This is a genomic window from Candidatus Poriferisodalis sp. (genome assembly GCF_965204195.1).
Lineage (GTDB): Bacteria > Actinomycetota > Acidimicrobiia > Acidimicrobiales > Poriferisodalaceae > Poriferisodalis.
Genome location: NZ_OZ241975.1, coordinates 1,442,327 through 1,457,166, shown reverse-complemented (window position 1 = coordinate 1,457,166; position 14,840 = coordinate 1,442,327). Strand labels below are relative to the sequence as shown.

The 14,840-nt window shown below is 67.7% G+C and carries 19 protein-coding genes; 6 read left to right on the top strand and 13 right to left on the bottom strand.

The genetic code is table 11. The features are described 5' to 3' along the window. Positions 1-118 precede the first annotated feature (118 nt). Together ACOGI8_RS06490 and ACOGI8_RS06485 are read right to left on the bottom strand one after the other, a co-directional pair. Positions 119-805: a ubiquinone/menaquinone biosynthesis methyltransferase gene (locus ACOGI8_RS06490; protein ID WP_419856061.1), complete on the bottom strand. Its 687-nt coding sequence runs from the start codon at positions 803-805 to the stop codon at positions 119-121. Further along, on the bottom strand, positions 802-1,248 hold the full coding sequence (locus ACOGI8_RS06485; protein WP_419856060.1) for a hypothetical protein: 447 nt from the start codon (positions 1,246-1,248) through the stop codon (positions 802-804). The genes ACOGI8_RS06490 and ACOGI8_RS06485 overlap by 4 nt, the downstream gene beginning before the upstream one ends. A gap of 94 nt (positions 1,249-1,342) precedes the next feature. On the opposite strand from ACOGI8_RS06485, the gene mshD reads away from it, so the two are divergent. From mshD to ACOGI8_RS06465, 4 genes are read left to right on the top strand one after another with little or no spacing between them, the layout of a single operon-like run. After that, entirely contained in the window at positions 1,343-2,101 is a 759-nt protein-coding gene (mshD, locus tag ACOGI8_RS06480) for a mycothiol synthase (protein WP_419856059.1), read from the top strand. A 14-nt stretch (positions 2,102-2,115) separates the two neighbouring features. After that, positions 2,116-3,312 carry a radical SAM protein gene (locus ACOGI8_RS06475; protein ID WP_419856058.1) on the top strand — a complete coding sequence of 399 codons (1,197 nt, stop codon included), beginning with the start codon at positions 2,116-2,118 and terminating at the stop codon, positions 3,310-3,312. Between the two features lie 9 nt (positions 3,313-3,321). Further along, complete coding sequence (nth, locus tag ACOGI8_RS06470) at positions 3,322-3,963, top strand: endonuclease III (protein ID WP_419856057.1); 642 nt, start codon at positions 3,322-3,324, stop codon at positions 3,961-3,963. Between the two features lie 54 nt (positions 3,964-4,017). After that, complete coding sequence (locus ACOGI8_RS06465; protein WP_419856056.1) at positions 4,018-4,935, top strand: HpcH/HpaI aldolase/citrate lyase family protein; 918 nt, start codon at positions 4,018-4,020, stop codon at positions 4,933-4,935. Between the two features lie 42 nt (positions 4,936-4,977). On the opposite strand, the gene ACOGI8_RS06460 is transcribed toward ACOGI8_RS06465, so the two are convergent. Then, positions 4,978-5,184 (bottom strand): hypothetical protein, encoded by a 207-nt coding sequence (locus ACOGI8_RS06460; protein ID WP_419856055.1) that lies wholly within the window; start codon positions 5,182-5,184, stop codon positions 4,978-4,980. A 110-nt stretch (positions 5,185-5,294) separates the two neighbouring features. Here ACOGI8_RS06460 and ACOGI8_RS06455 point away from each other — a divergent pair, with 110 nt between their 5' ends. After that, positions 5,295-5,696, top strand: coding sequence for a hypothetical protein (locus ACOGI8_RS06455; RefSeq protein ID WP_419856054.1), 402 nt, complete (start codon positions 5,295-5,297; stop codon positions 5,694-5,696). A 74-nt stretch (positions 5,697-5,770) separates the two neighbouring features. Here ACOGI8_RS06455 and ACOGI8_RS06450 read toward each other — a convergent pair whose 3' ends face one another. The 4 genes from ACOGI8_RS06450 to ACOGI8_RS06435 all read right to left on the bottom strand — a co-directional run bounded on the left by ACOGI8_RS06450 (position 5,771) and on the right by ACOGI8_RS06435 (position 8,692). Then, positions 5,771-6,136 carry a hypothetical protein gene (locus ACOGI8_RS06450; RefSeq protein ID WP_419856053.1) on the bottom strand — a complete coding sequence of 122 codons (366 nt, stop codon included), beginning with the start codon at positions 6,134-6,136 and terminating at the stop codon, positions 5,771-5,773. Positions 6,137-6,452: 316 nt separating this feature from the next. Next, entirely contained in the window at positions 6,453-6,938 is a 486-nt protein-coding gene (locus ACOGI8_RS06445; protein WP_419856052.1) for a prepilin peptidase, read from the bottom strand. Further along, positions 6,935-7,921: a hypothetical protein gene (locus ACOGI8_RS06440; RefSeq protein WP_419856051.1), complete on the bottom strand. Its 987-nt coding sequence runs from the start codon at positions 7,919-7,921 to the stop codon at positions 6,935-6,937. The genes ACOGI8_RS06445 and ACOGI8_RS06440 overlap by 4 nt, the downstream gene beginning before the upstream one ends. Before the next feature lie 12 nt (positions 7,922-7,933). Then, a complete protein-coding gene (locus ACOGI8_RS06435; protein ID WP_419856050.1) occupies positions 7,934-8,692 on the bottom strand; it encodes a hypothetical protein in 759 nt (252 codons plus the stop codon). Between the two features lie 60 nt (positions 8,693-8,752). On the opposite strand from ACOGI8_RS06435, the gene ACOGI8_RS06430 reads away from it, so the two are divergent. After that, positions 8,753-9,337 (top strand): hypothetical protein, encoded by a 585-nt coding sequence (locus ACOGI8_RS06430; RefSeq protein WP_419856049.1) that lies wholly within the window; start codon positions 8,753-8,755, stop codon positions 9,335-9,337. Between the two features lie 46 nt (positions 9,338-9,383). Here ACOGI8_RS06430 and ACOGI8_RS06425 read toward each other — a convergent pair whose 3' ends face one another. From ACOGI8_RS06425 to ACOGI8_RS06400, 6 genes are all read right to left on the bottom strand, one after another. Next, entirely contained in the window at positions 9,384-9,815 is a 432-nt protein-coding gene (locus ACOGI8_RS06425; RefSeq protein ID WP_419856048.1) for a hypothetical protein, read from the bottom strand. A 3-nt stretch (positions 9,816-9,818) separates the two neighbouring features. Beyond that, on the bottom strand, positions 9,819-10,634 hold the full coding sequence (locus tag ACOGI8_RS06420) for a hypothetical protein (RefSeq protein ID WP_419856047.1): 816 nt from the start codon (positions 10,632-10,634) through the stop codon (positions 9,819-9,821). After that, on the bottom strand, positions 10,631-11,308 hold the full coding sequence (locus ACOGI8_RS06415) for a type II secretion system F family protein (RefSeq protein ID WP_419856046.1): 678 nt from the start codon (positions 11,306-11,308) through the stop codon (positions 10,631-10,633). The genes ACOGI8_RS06420 and ACOGI8_RS06415 overlap by 4 nt, the downstream gene beginning before the upstream one ends. Before the next feature lie 222 nt (positions 11,309-11,530). Continuing rightward, positions 11,531-12,808, bottom strand: a complete 1,278-nt coding sequence (locus ACOGI8_RS06410) for a CpaF family protein (protein ID WP_419856045.1) — start codon at positions 12,806-12,808, stop codon at positions 11,531-11,533. Between the two features lie 22 nt (positions 12,809-12,830). Next, positions 12,831-13,697, bottom strand: a complete 867-nt coding sequence (locus ACOGI8_RS06405; protein ID WP_419856044.1) for a hypothetical protein — start codon at positions 13,695-13,697, stop codon at positions 12,831-12,833. Positions 13,698-13,704: 7 nt separating this feature from the next. After that, entirely contained in the window at positions 13,705-14,835 is a 1,131-nt protein-coding gene (locus ACOGI8_RS06400) for an SAF domain-containing protein (protein WP_419856043.1), read from the bottom strand. Between the last annotated feature and the right edge of the window lie 5 nt (positions 14,836-14,840).

Here is a 14,840-nt window from a genome sequence, read left to right as displayed (position 1 = left end):
TGCGGACCCTCAGATCACGCCCGATACACAAAATTCCTGACAGGCCCCCCACCCGACGCCTGCCCAGCCGAAGCCGTCACCACGCCGACTGTCTTTGTTGTCGCGACGTGCCCTGCGATTAACCCGCTCGCGTGGCCGTGATCAGTTGGGCGATACCGCCGCTGAGCAGCGTCCGGTCGACGTCGCGGAATCCGGCGTCGGCGAGCTGGGTCAGCAGCACCGGCACCTCCGGCAGGTACGCCACCGACTCGGGCAGGTACCGGTAGGCAGATCGGCTGGAGAGCAGGCTGCCCACCGCCGGCACCACCTTGCCGAAGTACACCCGGTGACCGGCCCGCAGCAGCGGATTGGCCGGCTCGGCCACCTCGAGCAGTGCCACCCGGGCACCGGGCCGGAGCACCCGGGCCAGCTCAGCGAAGAATGGATCGAGGCTCGTGAAGTTCCGCAGTGCGAATCCGCACGTCGCGCCGTCGAGCGACGCGTCGCGCACGCCGAGCCTGAGCGCATCGGAGCGCAGCAGGGGAGCAGCCGTGCTGGCGGCCGCGAGCATTCCCGCGGAGAAGTCGACGCCCACGGGCCGCAGTCCGGCCGATGCGAGCTCATTGCACAGGTCGCCGGTTCCGCAGGCCACGTCGATCACGGTTTCGCCCGGCTGCAAGCCGAGTGCGGCAACCGTGCGGCGACGCCAGCGAGTATCGAGGCGGAAGGTCAGCAACCGGTTCAGCAGGTCGTAGCGAGGTGCGATCTCGTCGAACATCTCCTCGACGGCTTGGGCTTTGTTCTCGGGGCTGGGCAGCCGAGTCACGTGAACCAGGCGCGGCGGTGGCTGCGGCTCATCGGGTGAAACAGCAGCACCAGCAGCAGTGCGTCGAACATGAGACGCATGATCATGCCCAGCCCGAAGCTCACGCGGGCACCCCACCACAGCGTCGCTATGGCCGCGTAGATCGCGGCCGTGGAGCACAGCCAATGACCCCAACGACGCTCATTGGCAGTGCCGGCGCCGCCTGCGATGTACCCGCCGGCGAGCAGAACGGTGACAGCCGGCGGAACAATGCTGTCGCCGAGATCGGCTGCTGTGCGGTCGCTGGCAAACAGCGAGACGATGCCCTTGAAGATGTCGTACGCCAGTTGCGAGTCGACGCGGGTTCCGAACAGGAACAGCAGCCCCGCGGAGAAGTAGCAGAGCAGCACTGCGCTGAGCAGCGTTTGTGGCTGGCTGCGGTTGAGCCACCGCATCTGGTTCACCGGGCAAGTGTGGCACCTGGGCCTGCACGATCCCATCCGCGCGAGGGCAGGCCACTCGACAGGGGTGCAGCCAAGCAGCATTAGCCTGCCCCGAGTGAGTGGTGCAGCGAGTGCCGACCCGATCATTTCGATCGGTGCCGATCAGCACGGCGCCGTGGTGGAGGCCAATGCCGCACATTGGCCGCCGGGCGCGCTGCTCGCGGCACTGCGCCTGCAACTCCGCGACATCTCTGGGCCCGTGTCGGTCTGGATCGACCACCCGGACCACGGCGAAACAGACGGAGGCGACCTTGCGCCGAACGAGACCGAGTTCGGGCGAGGGCTCGCCGAGCTCGGCCTGACGTTCGAGCGCGACCTCTACCGCATGGAGCGATCGCTGCCGATGGATCAGCCCAGCGGCATCGACACCCGTTCGTTCGTGGTCGGCCAGGACGAGCAGGCGTGGGTGAAGGTCAACAACCGGGCATTCTCGTGGCACCGCGAGCAGGGCGGCTGGACGCTGGAACAGGTAGCCGAGCGCCAGGCGGAGCCATGGTTCGACGCCGACGGCTTCCGGGTGTACGACATCGACGGCGATATCGCCGCCTACTGCTGGACCAAGGTGCACGCCGATGAGGACCCGCCGATCGGCGAGGTGTACGTCATCGCGGTCGACCCGCAGTATCACGGCCGCGGCCTGGGCCGGGCTCTCACGCTGGCCGGCTATGAGCATCTCACCGATGCAGGTCTGACACGGGCGATGCTGTACGTCGACGCCGACAACACGCCCGCCGTCACGCTCTACCTCGACCTCGGCCTCGAGGTGGCCGTGGTGCGGCGTCTGTTCACCGGCACCGGCCCGCTGAACTCGTAGCAGGCTGAGCGGCCGTGACAGCCCCCGGCGCCGATCCTTCGCTCGGCGATCTGAGCCGGGCGGAACTCGGGGAACTGCTCGACGGCGAGCCCACATACCGGCTGGACCAGGTGTGGAACGGCCTGTACCGCCAGCGCCGTCCGCTGTCTGAGCTCACCAATGTGCCCAAGAGCCTGCGACAGGCCATCGGCGAGCTGCTGCCGCCTGCGCTGGCGCTCGTCCGCACCCAGTCCGCAGACCGGGGCACCACCACGAAGCACTTGTGGTCGCTGCGTGATGGTCACCTGGTGGAGTCGGTGTTGATGCGCTACCGGAACCGGACGACGCTGTGCATCAGCAGCCAGGCCGGCTGCGCGATGGCGTGCAGTTTCTGCGCCACCGGCCAAGTGGGATTCGACCGCAACCTGAGCGTGGGCGAGATCGTCGAGCAAGTGCTGAGCACGCTGCAGGAGGCAGGCCCAGACGAACGAGCCATCGACAGCGAAGCCGCCCCCGGCCGAGCCATCAACATCGAAGCCGCCCCCGGCCGAGCCATCAACATCGAAGCCGCCCCCGGCCGAGCCATCAACAGCGAAGCCGCCCCCGGCAGAGCCATCAATATCGTGTTCATGGGCATGGGCGAGCCGCTCGCCAACTATGACGCGGTGTGGGCAGCGGTGGAGCGGTTCCACGGCGACATGGGCATCGGTGCCAGGCACATCACGGTGTCGACCGTCGGAGTCATTCCCGGCATCACGCGCCTTGCAGCGGAGGCGCTGCCGGTCAACCTGGCAGTGTCGCTGCATGCCGCCAACGACCGACTGCGCAACCGGATTGCGCCCATCAATCGCACGTACCCGCTGCGCGACCTGGCGCGCTCGCTGGCCGACTATCGCCGCGCCAAGCGACGGCGCATCAGCCTCGAGTGGGCGATGATCGACGGCATCAACGACACCGACCGCGACGCTGCCGAGCTTGCTGCGTATGCGCGTCCGCTGGCGGCCCACGTCAACCTCATTCCGCTGAATCCCACACCGGGATACGGCCACCAGCCCTCGCCGGCCGGGCGGATCGAGCATTTCGCAGCCGAGCTGTCGTCCCTTGGCGTGAACGCCACCGTGCGCCAGAACCGCGGCACGTCGATCGACGCCGCGTGCGGCCAGTTGCGCGCCGACAAGCTCGTCTCGGTTCGCAGGGACGGTCGCGGCGCACGCGCTCGGGCGGAGCGCTAGACACTCGCCATGGCCAAGCCGCGATCGCCGAAGGGGCGCGCCCAGCGCACCCACGAGCGACTCAAGGACGAATACGAAGCCGTCTGCGAACTGGAGCATCGCAACCCGTTCGAGCTGCTGGTGGCCACGATCCTGTCTGCACAGTGCACCGATGCACGTGTCAATGCCACTGTTCCGGCGGTGTTCGCGAAGTATCCCGACGCCGAGGCTCTGGCTTCCGCCGATCTCGGCGATCTCGAGGAATTGGTGCATCCCACTGGCTTCTTCCGCAGCAAGGCGCGCAATCTGCAGGGGATGGCCCGCCGGCTGCTGGCCGACTATGGCGGCGAGGTGCCGACGAGCCTCAAAGACCTCGTGAAGCTGCCCGGCGTCGGCCGCAAGACCGCCAACGTCATCCGTTCGGTGGCGTTCGACCTGCCGGGGCTGCCAGTGGACACCCATGTCGGCCGCTTGGTGCGGCGCCTCGGCATCACCGCCGAGGAGGATCCGGTGAAGGTGGAGCTGGCCTTGAACCCGATGATCCCCCAGTACGAGCGAGGCGATTTCAGCCTGCGGCTGATCCTGCACGGCAGGCGCGTCTGCTCGGCTCGCAAGCCCGCGTGCGACGACTGCGTGCTCAACGACTTCTGCCCGAGCGCCTTCGCGGCCTGAACCGGCACCGACGCCGGCTTCGGCGCGAATGCGAGACACAGGAGGTTTGACTGAATGGACGAGTCACCGAGCCCCGCCGGCGGGACCGTGCGGAGGTCATCGCATTTCGTGCCCGGTGCGAACGAGCGCATGCTGGAGAAATCGATCGCAACCGATGCCGACAGCCTCGTGCTCGATCTCGAGGACGCCGTCACCCCCGACAACAAGGACAGCGCCCGCGCCACGGTTGCGGGCTGGCTGGCCGATGTCGACTTCGGCGCCAAGGAGCGGGTAGTGCGCATCAATCCGCTCGACACGCCGTGGTGCGCTGCCGATGTCGCCGAGACGATGGTCTCGCCGCCCGACGCCTACCTGGTGCCGAAGGTGAACAATGCAGCAGAGGTCGCCGAGCTGGACAGCATGATCACCCGCTGGGAGCTGGAGCACGGCCACTCGCCCGGCGGCGTGGTGATGCTGGTGCTGGGAACCGAGACCCCGCAGGGGCTGCTGAACATCGGCGAACTCGCCCGCCACGACCGGGTTGATGCGCTGAGCTGGGGTGCCGAGGACCTCTCTGCGGCCATGGGCTCGAAGGCCAACCGGGACGCCACAGGCGCCTATCTGCCCGTCTTCGAGTACGCCCGGGTGATGTGCCTGGTGGGTGCCACGGCATGGGGCAAGCAGCCGCTCGACACGGTGTTCGTGGATTTCCGCGACGACGAGGGGCTGGCTGCCGAGTGCGCCACGTCGGCCGCTATGGGCTTCACCGGCAAGATCACCATCCATCCTGCCCAGATCGACATCGTCAACGCAGCGTTCACGCCGAGCGATGCCGAGTTGGCCGACGCCCGTGAGCTGCTGGAAGCGTTCGCCGAGGCCGAGGCCGCTGGCCTCATGGCATTCGCCCACAAGGGTCAGATGGTGGATGTGCCGCACTTGACGCGGGCGCGCAAGATCGTCGCGACCGCAGAAGCCATCGCCGAGCGGCGCTGACCGTCTCCGCGCCGTAGCTGCTTCTGGAGCGGCTCGCAGGCCTCAGCGCAGCGCTTCGGTGGCCTGAGCCAAGCGGCGGCGCGCCATCCGCAACGAGCGCTCCACCTCATAGAGCTCCACGCCGACATCCTCATGCGGCGTGCCCATCAGCTCGTCGGCGGCTTGCGCGACGCGGTTGCCGAGTTCGCCCACCGCTGTCTCGATCGACGACAGCTCCGCCGCGCTGATCACCCGCGGCACGTTAGCCACGCCGCCCGGTGCTCCATGCTGTTCACGGTTGAGGTGCTGTGCTTGCGGCGGCCGGTACGGTGCGCTGCGTGGCCCATCTGTCGCTACGTCGTCGTAGATGCGAGGCTGGCATGACGACGCTGGAGTGGCTGCTGGTGACTGCAGCGGTCGCGGTGCTCGTGGGGTCGGCGGTGGTTGTCGTCCAAGCGACAGTTCGGGACATCGGCATCGACGCCGGCAGGCACCAAGCGCGGTATCGCACGGCCGAGATAGCGGCGGACGCGCTGACGCGTGAGTGGCGGGCGCAATCGCCCGAGACCGAGTTCGAGGTCGAGCAGATCAACCGGCGCTACGGCGAACGCTGCGCTCGATTGGGCATCACCTACGCCGACAGTGAGGCACGCCCGTATTGGAAAGACGGCTTGCTGGCATCGGGCGGTGGCTGGCGCGAGCGTCACAAGGTGCCGGTCTGCTATCTGCGTGATGTGCGGGGCGAGCGGGAGCGATTCGGCACATTCGAACCCGGCGAATAGGCGCGCCGGGGCGAGCCAGCATGGACACGAAAGCCTTCGTCAACCGCGTGGCAGGCGCAGAGGGCGCAAGGCAGCTAAGACGTAGGCGTCGCCCGCTGACAGCTTGCCTGGGGTTTAGTCGGCGTCGGAACGCCACTGTGGGCTGCGTTGAGTAGCTCAGCGGTAGGTTCGTCACCGTCGCCGTTCGCCCCACTGCTTATTCGACGGAAGTTCGCATCCACGTCGAGGTTGGTGTCGCTGTAGAGGATCTCAAGTCGTTCGCAGCGAGCGGTGAAGTACAGCTCCCACTTCTGCCATGTGTTGAAGCGAGCGTCGCTTGGTTGCGCTGTCTTCGCCTCGCGGACGACGGTGTCCGCGGCGACATTGGCGGCGGTCTCCGCGGGCGCTGGCGCCACCGAGCTGTTCAGCGGTGTCGTCCACGACGTTTTGGACGAGTACAACGGCCAACGCTGCCAAGCCCGCTACCGCTGCGACGATGAGCAGCCATTCCAGCGTCGTCAGCCCACGCTCATCCTCCCGCCTGCGCGCGATGCGCAGCGCCGATAGGCGCTCACGGCGTGCGCACGTGCTGGTGGTGTTCGCGTGTGTTCGCATGCTGGCGTTCCTGTCGTTCGGCGGGTCAAATGTGCGCTGCTCGATTGGCGTCCGAGACAGATCGTGAAGAAGTGTGCACGTGAAGTGTGCCGCGTGAATGCTCGCATTTCACACATGCTCAGCCACACTTCGCTTCGGCGGCCGATCTGCGTGCGCCGAATATCAGCCGAGCGGCCCAACAGCGGCGACGCGCCACGCCACCACAGCACCGGTTCCGATGGCGAGACCCGGTGCCCACTTCACCCGACCGTGTCGCCCCTCGCGTGCCGCCGAAAGCGCTGCGGCGGGCCAAGCTGCGACGGCACCGGCCAGCAGCGCCCACCACGGCCACGCCGGGCCCCACCACGCCGCAAGCAAGCTGTTGACGATGATCAGCCGTACGTCGCCGTAGCCCAGCTTGTCGGGCTGCCACCGGTAAACAACTTCGAGCAGCAGTGCCACGGCCGCGGCGCCCGCCAGAGTCCACAGCCACCTGAGCGGGTCGCCCAGCAGTGCGCCAGCGCTAGCGAGCAGCACTGCGATCGCAACACCAGCTGCCCAACATGTGCGTCGCGAGATCCTCGCCGCGCGCAGATCGGTGTAGCCGGCGTGCGCGCTGAGACACGCCCATGCCCCGATTGCGGTCCACACCAGTATCTCCGCCGTCATTGATCGGGCTGCACCGGGCAATCAGCTTGGTCGGTGATCGTGGCAATGGCGGTGAATCGGATGCCATCGACAGCATCCATCGACGGTGGCAGAGTCGGGCCGTTAGCGCTGACAATCAGGGCGAGCGTCTCATCGCCTTCGCAGACTTGGTCGTCTCGGGTTGTGATGCGCATCTCCGCGGTCGTCTCACCGGCCGGGATCGTCGCGAGAAGACCGAGGTCTTCGGGTATGGCATCGAAGTCCAGATCGGTCGGTTCCGGTGACTCGGCGTTGGATGTGGCTGTGCGGTCCTCTGTGAAATACGCCAACTCGATGTCGTCAGTCGTAGCTTCGTTGAGCTTGGCGACCAAGACAATCTCGTCTCCCTCCATGACTGTCACCGGCGCGATGGTGAGCCTGGGCCCATCGGCAAAGACCGTCAGTTCTGATGCGCGACCGCGCATCGTCACTGTGGGGAACAGGCCTCGCAACGGTGCGACAGCTCCGTCGGTTTCGCAGACGAAGTGCACCTCGATCACGCGTGCGCTGTGGGCAAACCCTGTCGGCGCGGGAGCACCGGCGAAGCTGGCATCGGTCTCGGTGACGAATCCGCGGTCGCCTTCAGGCCGTGGTCCGCCGAGGCACAGGTAGTCCAGGCCGGGACGGGAGGCCACTACTGCCTCGGCCATGTACTCGCGCTGCAAGGAGGCATCCGGGCTGCCGGCGCCTGCCGGCGGTCCGGCATCGTCGCAGCACAGTGCTGCGGCGATGGCGGCCTCCTCTGCTGCAAGGTCAGCGACGAGCCCCGCTCGGGCGCTGTTGCCGGTCCACAGCACGAAGAGCACCAGCAAGGCGAGCAGCGGCGTCAACGCGAGCAATTCGAGCGACGCCGTCGCTCCGGCCTCGTCACGCGCCCGGCTGCAGCGGCGCATCCGAGGCGGCTCGGCCATCGTCTGAGCGACGGGCAGCTCGGAAGAGGGGTCGGCGAGCGCGGTGGTGTTCATCGTGGCGCCAGATCATCCCGCAAAGGGGATTCGTGCCGGTACGGCCTCAGCGAGCTCTCGCGCGCCTGATTGGCCTTCCTGACCAGCCGAGCGAAGGCGATGGGGCACCAAGCTGAGCAGGGAGCCACATGGCGGCAGTGCCGTGTCGCCGCTGTCGGTGCGCACGACATGTCCGACGGCTTCGGCACCCATCGGGATCCCATCAGGCATTGCTTGTGCGGCAGCCCAGCCCGGACCTTCCCAGTGCGCGACGACGCCGGCGTGCACAGCGTTGGTGACCACGGTGCCATTGCCGGTACTGCAGGGCAGGCTCCAACCTGCGGGCGCACCGGTGGCGGTTGCGTACGAGCCGCTGTAGAAGCCCCGCAATGTGCTGGGGTCGAAGCCGTGCTCGCCCAGGTCGCGAAGCACTGCCTCGCTCATGGCTTCGCAGAGGTTTCTCAGCCTGCCGGTGAAATCCTCCGGAATGTCCGTGCGCTGGCTGACACCTGTCAGCGCCACATCGGCGCAGTCACCGGGGAAGGTATCGAGCGGTGCGTCATCGCGGCCTTGCGCATCACGCCAAGCCGCAGCCATCGTGGCCAAATCAGCGGCTGTGTCCTCCAGCGACGATTCGGCGGCTAGACGCTGCGGCACCGCCATCGCGACGACGGCCGCGAATGCCGCTACGGGCACCATCAGGATCACGACCAGGCTGACTGCCCCGCCCGCGTGGTCGGTCGAGCGAGCCGTCCGGTGCTCGGCGTGCCATGACAGCCGTGGGAACCTCACAGCTAGGGTTCGCGCTCGTGGGGACTGCGAGCGTGACTTGTGCCCCGTCATCGTGAGCCAGTGCTGAAATCGGCGTGCGGACGGGAGCGCGACGAGCGCGCGGAGGTGCTCCCCTTCTTGATCCTGTGGCCAGCGCTGATTGTCCTCATGTTGCTGCTGGTGGTGCACGCGTTCATCGTCACGGGCGCACGGTCCCAAGCCGAGGCCGCTGCTTCTGCTGGGCTGCGCGCTGCGTGGCACGCCATTGGCACCTCGGGTCTGGCGTATGCAGACGATGGCACCGAGCACACAGGTCTCGATCCACCGCCGCGCACGCAGCAGATGGTCGCCGCCGCGCACGATGCCGTCGCACGCAGCGCAGCCGCAGGCGACGGCTGGCGTTGGTGGACGCCAGGTGCAGCAACCGTGCGCAGCGACTGGTGCCACAGCGGCGCTTCGTCAGATCTGCGGCCAGCAGCGGGTGAGCACGGGTGGGTTCGCGTGGAGGTGACCGGGGAGGTCTTCGGGCCGTTCAGTGCCTTGTGGCCTGGGCGTCTCGACCGGGTCCACGCCGCTGCAGCGGGTCCGGCGGTACTCACACAACAAGCCGCGTCGGTCAGCAACGAGCCGGTTCCAGCCGTGCCAGTCGAGCTCCCGGAGTGCTGAACGCACACCGGACGACACGTGCCAGCGACACGACATGCCGGGTTCGTCATGCCGACCGGGCAGTCAGCCGACATGTCCATGCTGCTGTCGCGTCTGCCATCGGCACTTGAGTCCACTCTGCAGACCTGACTGCGCCTCCGTAGTCCGAGGCAATCTGCTCGCACTGGTTGCGAAGCCTGGTGAGCACCGTCCCGGCAGGATCTAGCTCGCCGTCACGCGCCGCAGCAGCGGCTTCGCTGGAGAGTTCTGCGGCCAGCACAGTGGCTTCGAGCAGGCGCACCGACTGATCAGGATTGACTTCGGCAGCATCATCCAAGAGCCGCTGCACCGCCACCACCATGACGGCTGCGAGGCCGCCGACAGCAGCGATGATCAGGAGCCACTCCAGCGACGCGAGCCCGCTGCTGGAACGACACTGCCGCGGCGCGGCGCACGGCCGAACTCGTCGTCGGGCGGGCCGCGGCGAGCTGGGGGCCATGCCTCAGGGCCCGCCGGCGATGATGCCGCCGGTGAGCGATACGAACGGCGGGTACACCAGGATCGCCGCGAGCGCCAGCGCGACGCCAGTCGCGGGCAGCACGATGATCTGGTTGCGCCGCTCGGCCGCTTCGCGTTCGCGCTGAAGGTTGTCGCGCCACAGCGTCTCGGCCGCGACCAACACGGCATCGGAGATGCGAGTACCCCGCTCGGCCGCCAGCCCGAACGCGGCCACAGCCGGCGCGTGGTTGTGAAGCCCGTAGCGCTCGACGAGGTCGACGAGCCCTTCCCAGGCCGGACGTCGTTCGTTCTGGGCCGTCAGCAGGTGGCGGTGCAGCAGGCGCCAGGTGGGCCGTGTGCCGGCTTCAGCGGCAGTGAGCATCGCAGACGCGGGCTCGACGCCGGCGCTGACCTGCTGGGCGACCAGCACGATCCAGAGGCGAATGACATGATCGAGCTCGGATCGCACCTTGCGGGCCGTATCGCGAGCTCCCTGCCGGGGCAGTTGCCAGCCTGCGAAGCCCAGCAGTGCTGCGAGTCCGAGCGTGGCAGCGAGGTCGTCGAGCCACAGCGCAGCTATTGCCGTGCCGGCAACAATGCCCACGAATAGGCCCGCGAGTCTTTGCACGGCATAGTGCTGGGCCACTGTGCCTGCGAGACGCAGGTCTGCGATGTCGCTGTCCTTGACGCCCGGCAGTCTCGTGGCGGACAGCCTCGCACCCGTTCCTGTCTGCCGTCTCAAGCGCGGCCCAACAGCGGCAACGACCAGCAGAGCGATTCCGCTGAAGAAGAGCAGTCCCGCAGCAATGACGGCGCTCATAGCGGGTCCTTCCCGCGCCGACGCTTCGGCGACGGTGCGAGCACCGAGGGCTGCGCTCGCACCACCGAGTGGTACACCAAGAACACCGTCGAACCGAGCAGCACCATCGCAATCAGCGTCAGCACGAGTTGGCCGGTGGGTGTGCGGTAGGGCTCGAAGTACGCCGGGTTGTTGCGGTACATCAGCAGTACGACCCCGCCGGCGAGGCTCAGCAGTGCAATGGTTTGCGTCCACAGTTGCACCACTGCCTCTGTGCGGGCGCGGTGCAGGCTGACAACATCGCCGATGCGGTTGCACAGCTCCAGCAGCGGGCCGGTCAATGGCCCACCCGAGTTCGCGGCAATGCGCAGCCCGACGGCAACTTCAGGTTCCCAGACGACGCCGGCAGCAGCGAGCTCGTCGAGTGCAGGCCCGATGCCGCGCAGTTCGGCCGTGGAGGCGACTCGCTTGATGATTTCCTGAAGCCGTTCTGGGGCATGTTCGGTGCTGCTTTTGAGCGCGTCTGTCAAGCCTGCGCCGGAGCGGGTGAGTTCGGCAAGCTGCCGAGTCCACAGTTGCCATGCCAATGCCTCACGGGTCTGCTGGCGCCGTCGGCGGGGCGCTGCCACGAAGGGCGGCAGCAGCGCACCCAGCCCGCCAAGCAACAGCGCCAGACCCCACAGCCCCGTCGCCACGAAACCCAGTGCGGCACCCCCGCCGCCAGCTACGGTTTGGATGAGCAGCTGTGTGTCGGTTGCGGGTCCTCGGGATCGGGCAGGCCGACGTTCCGACTGCGCCGGGCGCGCCCGCCGACGCCGCGAGCGGCCCTGTGCTGGCGCCCGTATCGCCGACGCTGTGATCAGAGCCAACCCGAGAGCGAACGTCGTCCCGAACGAAATCAGCCCGAACATCGCCGCTCAAGCTCCCGCAGGCCAGCCGGAGACGTCCAAGCCACCCTCGGCGAGCCGCTCTATGACATCGGGGTTGCGCGGCCGGCCGAGCAGCGTCAATGGCTGGCCTCGCTGGCGACGACCGAAGATGTCATGCACCTCGAACCGATCGCCGGGCGAGCCCAGCACCTCCGAAATCGTGCGCACACCACGGAACCCGGTTCGTGGGTCGCTGTGCATGTGCACGACGAGGTGAATGACCTCCGCGGCCTCTTGGATGAGCGCAGACTGCGCACCGGCAAGCCCGGAGGCCAAGCAATACCTCACGAGCCGGCTCAGTGCCTGACGCGGTGACGATGCGTGAATCGTGGCCATCGATCCGTCCGAGCCCGTGCCGCATGCGGACAGAAACGTGGCAGCCTCGGGCCCGCGCAGCTCGCCGACGATGACTCGATCCGCGCCCGACCGCAGCGAACGCTTGGCGAGCTCTTCCATGGTGATCTCGCCTTCGCCGTCGCTGTTGGCCTCGCGGGTCTCCACAGCAAACGTGTGGGGATGCGATTCGTCCAGGAACAGCTCGAAGGTCTGTTCGAGCGTGCAGACGATCTCCTGCTCGCCGACCTCGGTGAGCAGCGCCCGCAGCAAGGTGGTCTTGCCCGAGCCCAGCGCTCCGCACACCAGCACATTGGCCGGCGCCGGCGGCCGCACTGCAGCACGCAGCAGGTCGCCCGCCTGCTCCGACAGCGAACCGTTGGCGATGAGATCCTCCATGCGGATCAGACGATGACGGTGGCAGCGCACGGTCAGGTACGGCGTGCCGCACACGGCCATCGCAGCGAAGATGCGTTCGCCGGTGCGCAGACGCAGGTCCAGCAGCGGCGCCGAGTGATCGAAGCGGCGGCCGGTCTGCCCGTGCGTCGTCGCCAGGTGCGACACGTAGCGGATCATCTCGTCCTCGTTGGCAAACAGCGGCTCTTCGATGTGCTCTTGGCGGCCTCCGGTCAACCCCAGCACGGCACGATGCGGCCCGAACACGTAGATGTTCTCGACATCGGGGCGCCTCAGGTAGCGCTCGACCGGGCCGGCACCCAACAGTGCATCAAGCTGCTCGTCGATCCACTCCAGATCGGCGTCGGACAACCCGAGACCAACAGAATCGAGCGACTCGGCCTCGCGGGTCCCGGTGACCTCGCGTGCAATCTGACGGCACCGCTCCACCACGATGTGCGGCTCGTCGGTGGCTCCCAGCCGGTAGTCCTGCACCTGCGGCAGCACCGCGTCCCAGATCTCCTCACGCAGCGTCATCGGCCGGCCGCACTCAATGTCCTCATGCCGCCCGGCCTTGCCCTTCGCAGGTGCCCTCTCTCGCCAGAAACGCGATGCGAGCAGCCAATTCTTCGACGAGTCGTGCAGTCTTGCCGTCTCGCCGCCGTCGCCGGTTCCGCAGCAGCACTCGCTCGGGCACTGCCTCGAGTTGGCCGGCCACATGCACGCCAGATGCGGTGCGGATTTCTTCGTAGCCGCGGTCGGCCGGCCCGTCGATCACCAAGCAGGGAGTGCAGCGCTCGGCCGCCGCGGTCAATGTGCCTCCGAGTGCACACAGCATCTCGAATCGTTCGTCGGTATCGGCCGGCGCCACGAGCACGACGGCCGAAGCCGCCCGGAGGAAGGCCTCTTGGCCGCGTGCAAGCGGATCTGACATCGACATGACCATGGTGCGGTCCGCAGTCGCGCCCAAGAGGCTGACGGCGCCGTCCGCCAGCCAGACCGCAGACAATGACGCGCCCGAATCGCTGGTCGGCCCGAGCAGCAATGAGACGGTTCCCTTCCCGGAGACATTGAGCCGCCAGCAGTGCTCGCTCAGGAGCCGGGCCGTGAGCGGCCGGCGTGCTGCCATGAGCGACGGCAGACCGCGCGTCGCGGGCGAGAAGTTCGCTCGGTTCGCCTGCTCGAGGCGGCGAGCGAGTGCCGATCCGGAAGCGTCCGCATCGACGAGCAGGACGTCGCGACCGTGCATTGCCCAGTTGCGAGCGATGGCCACCGCGACCGACCCGCTGTCGAGAGCGGCCTCATCGGATGCCACCACGACAACCAGGCGAGCCAAAGGGTCGTCCGCGTACAGGTCGGCGATGCCGTCCTTGTCGAGACGAGCGACGTTCCTCTTGTTGCGACGACGGCGCGCGCGCAGAGGCATTCTGCGCCTACTCCGCCGCACTGTTCGCACCGGCTTGCCGCCACTGCGACAGCCACTGCTCGTTCAGCCGTTCGGCGACATCACTTACGTCAGTCCCTGATGCCACGCGCAGCACCATCGGCGCCGCCCCGAGGCGCGCCGGCAGCGCATCCCACCACGCCCATTCCTCGGGCTCTGCCCAGATCCCCAGCACGCCCGGCTCGTAGTGCTCGAGCACCACGGCTCGCAGCACCGACCGAGGTCGCCCGCCAGTCGCGCCGGTGGCAGCGGCTCCTGGGTCCACCAACAGCACCAGATCGCCTCGGGCAACTCCCGAGGGCGCCAAGCTAGTGTCGATCGGCACCAGCACCTCGAGCTCGCCGGGTGTGCCCTCGTCCAGCCAGTCCTCGCCGAAGGGGTGCAGCGCAGCGGTTGCCTCGGCATGCTCGACAGCCCATAGCGCGTCGAGACGAGCCGTCAAATCGGCGGCATCGCCCCCCAAGGGCACGGGCAATGCCATCGGCGTCGCCCCCAGCGTGGCCGGCAGTGCACGCCACCACACCCACTCTTCAGGAGGCACGAACAGGCGCACGCTTGTGCCGTCGAAGCCCCGCAACTCCAGCAGTCGAATCACCGAACGAGGTCTGCCCTGCCCGTCGCCCGAAGGTGCCACGCCGGGGTCGATGAGCAGAGCGAGGTCGCCCTCGAATGCACCCGAAGGCGCAAGCGTCGTGTCGAGAGGTACTACCACTTCGAGTTCATCGCCGATCGGCTCGGACGACGCCGGCACCAGCATGTGCGGCCCGACGAGTCCTCCGGCCGGAATGTGGTCTGACACTGCGAAGCCCGAGAGCGCCGCGGGTGCATCGGCAGTCCACTCGATGTATGGGATTCCCCCCAGATGGGCTTCAGCGGATGTGAGATCTCTTGCCGACAGGATGTGGCCTTGGGCGATGGGCTCAGCCGCGACGACGACCCGTATGCGCTCGTCGAAAGCATCCGCCGTGAAGTAGAAGCCGGCAGTGCTTCCGGCCAGCAGCACAACGCCGAGCAGCGCTAGCAGCACCCTGCGAACAGTGGGTGACAGCCTGCGGCGTGAACGTCTCGGCTCGGCCGCCAGCGTCTCTGCTGGCGACGTCGGTGGGTCGATCGCGTCCACGTGGC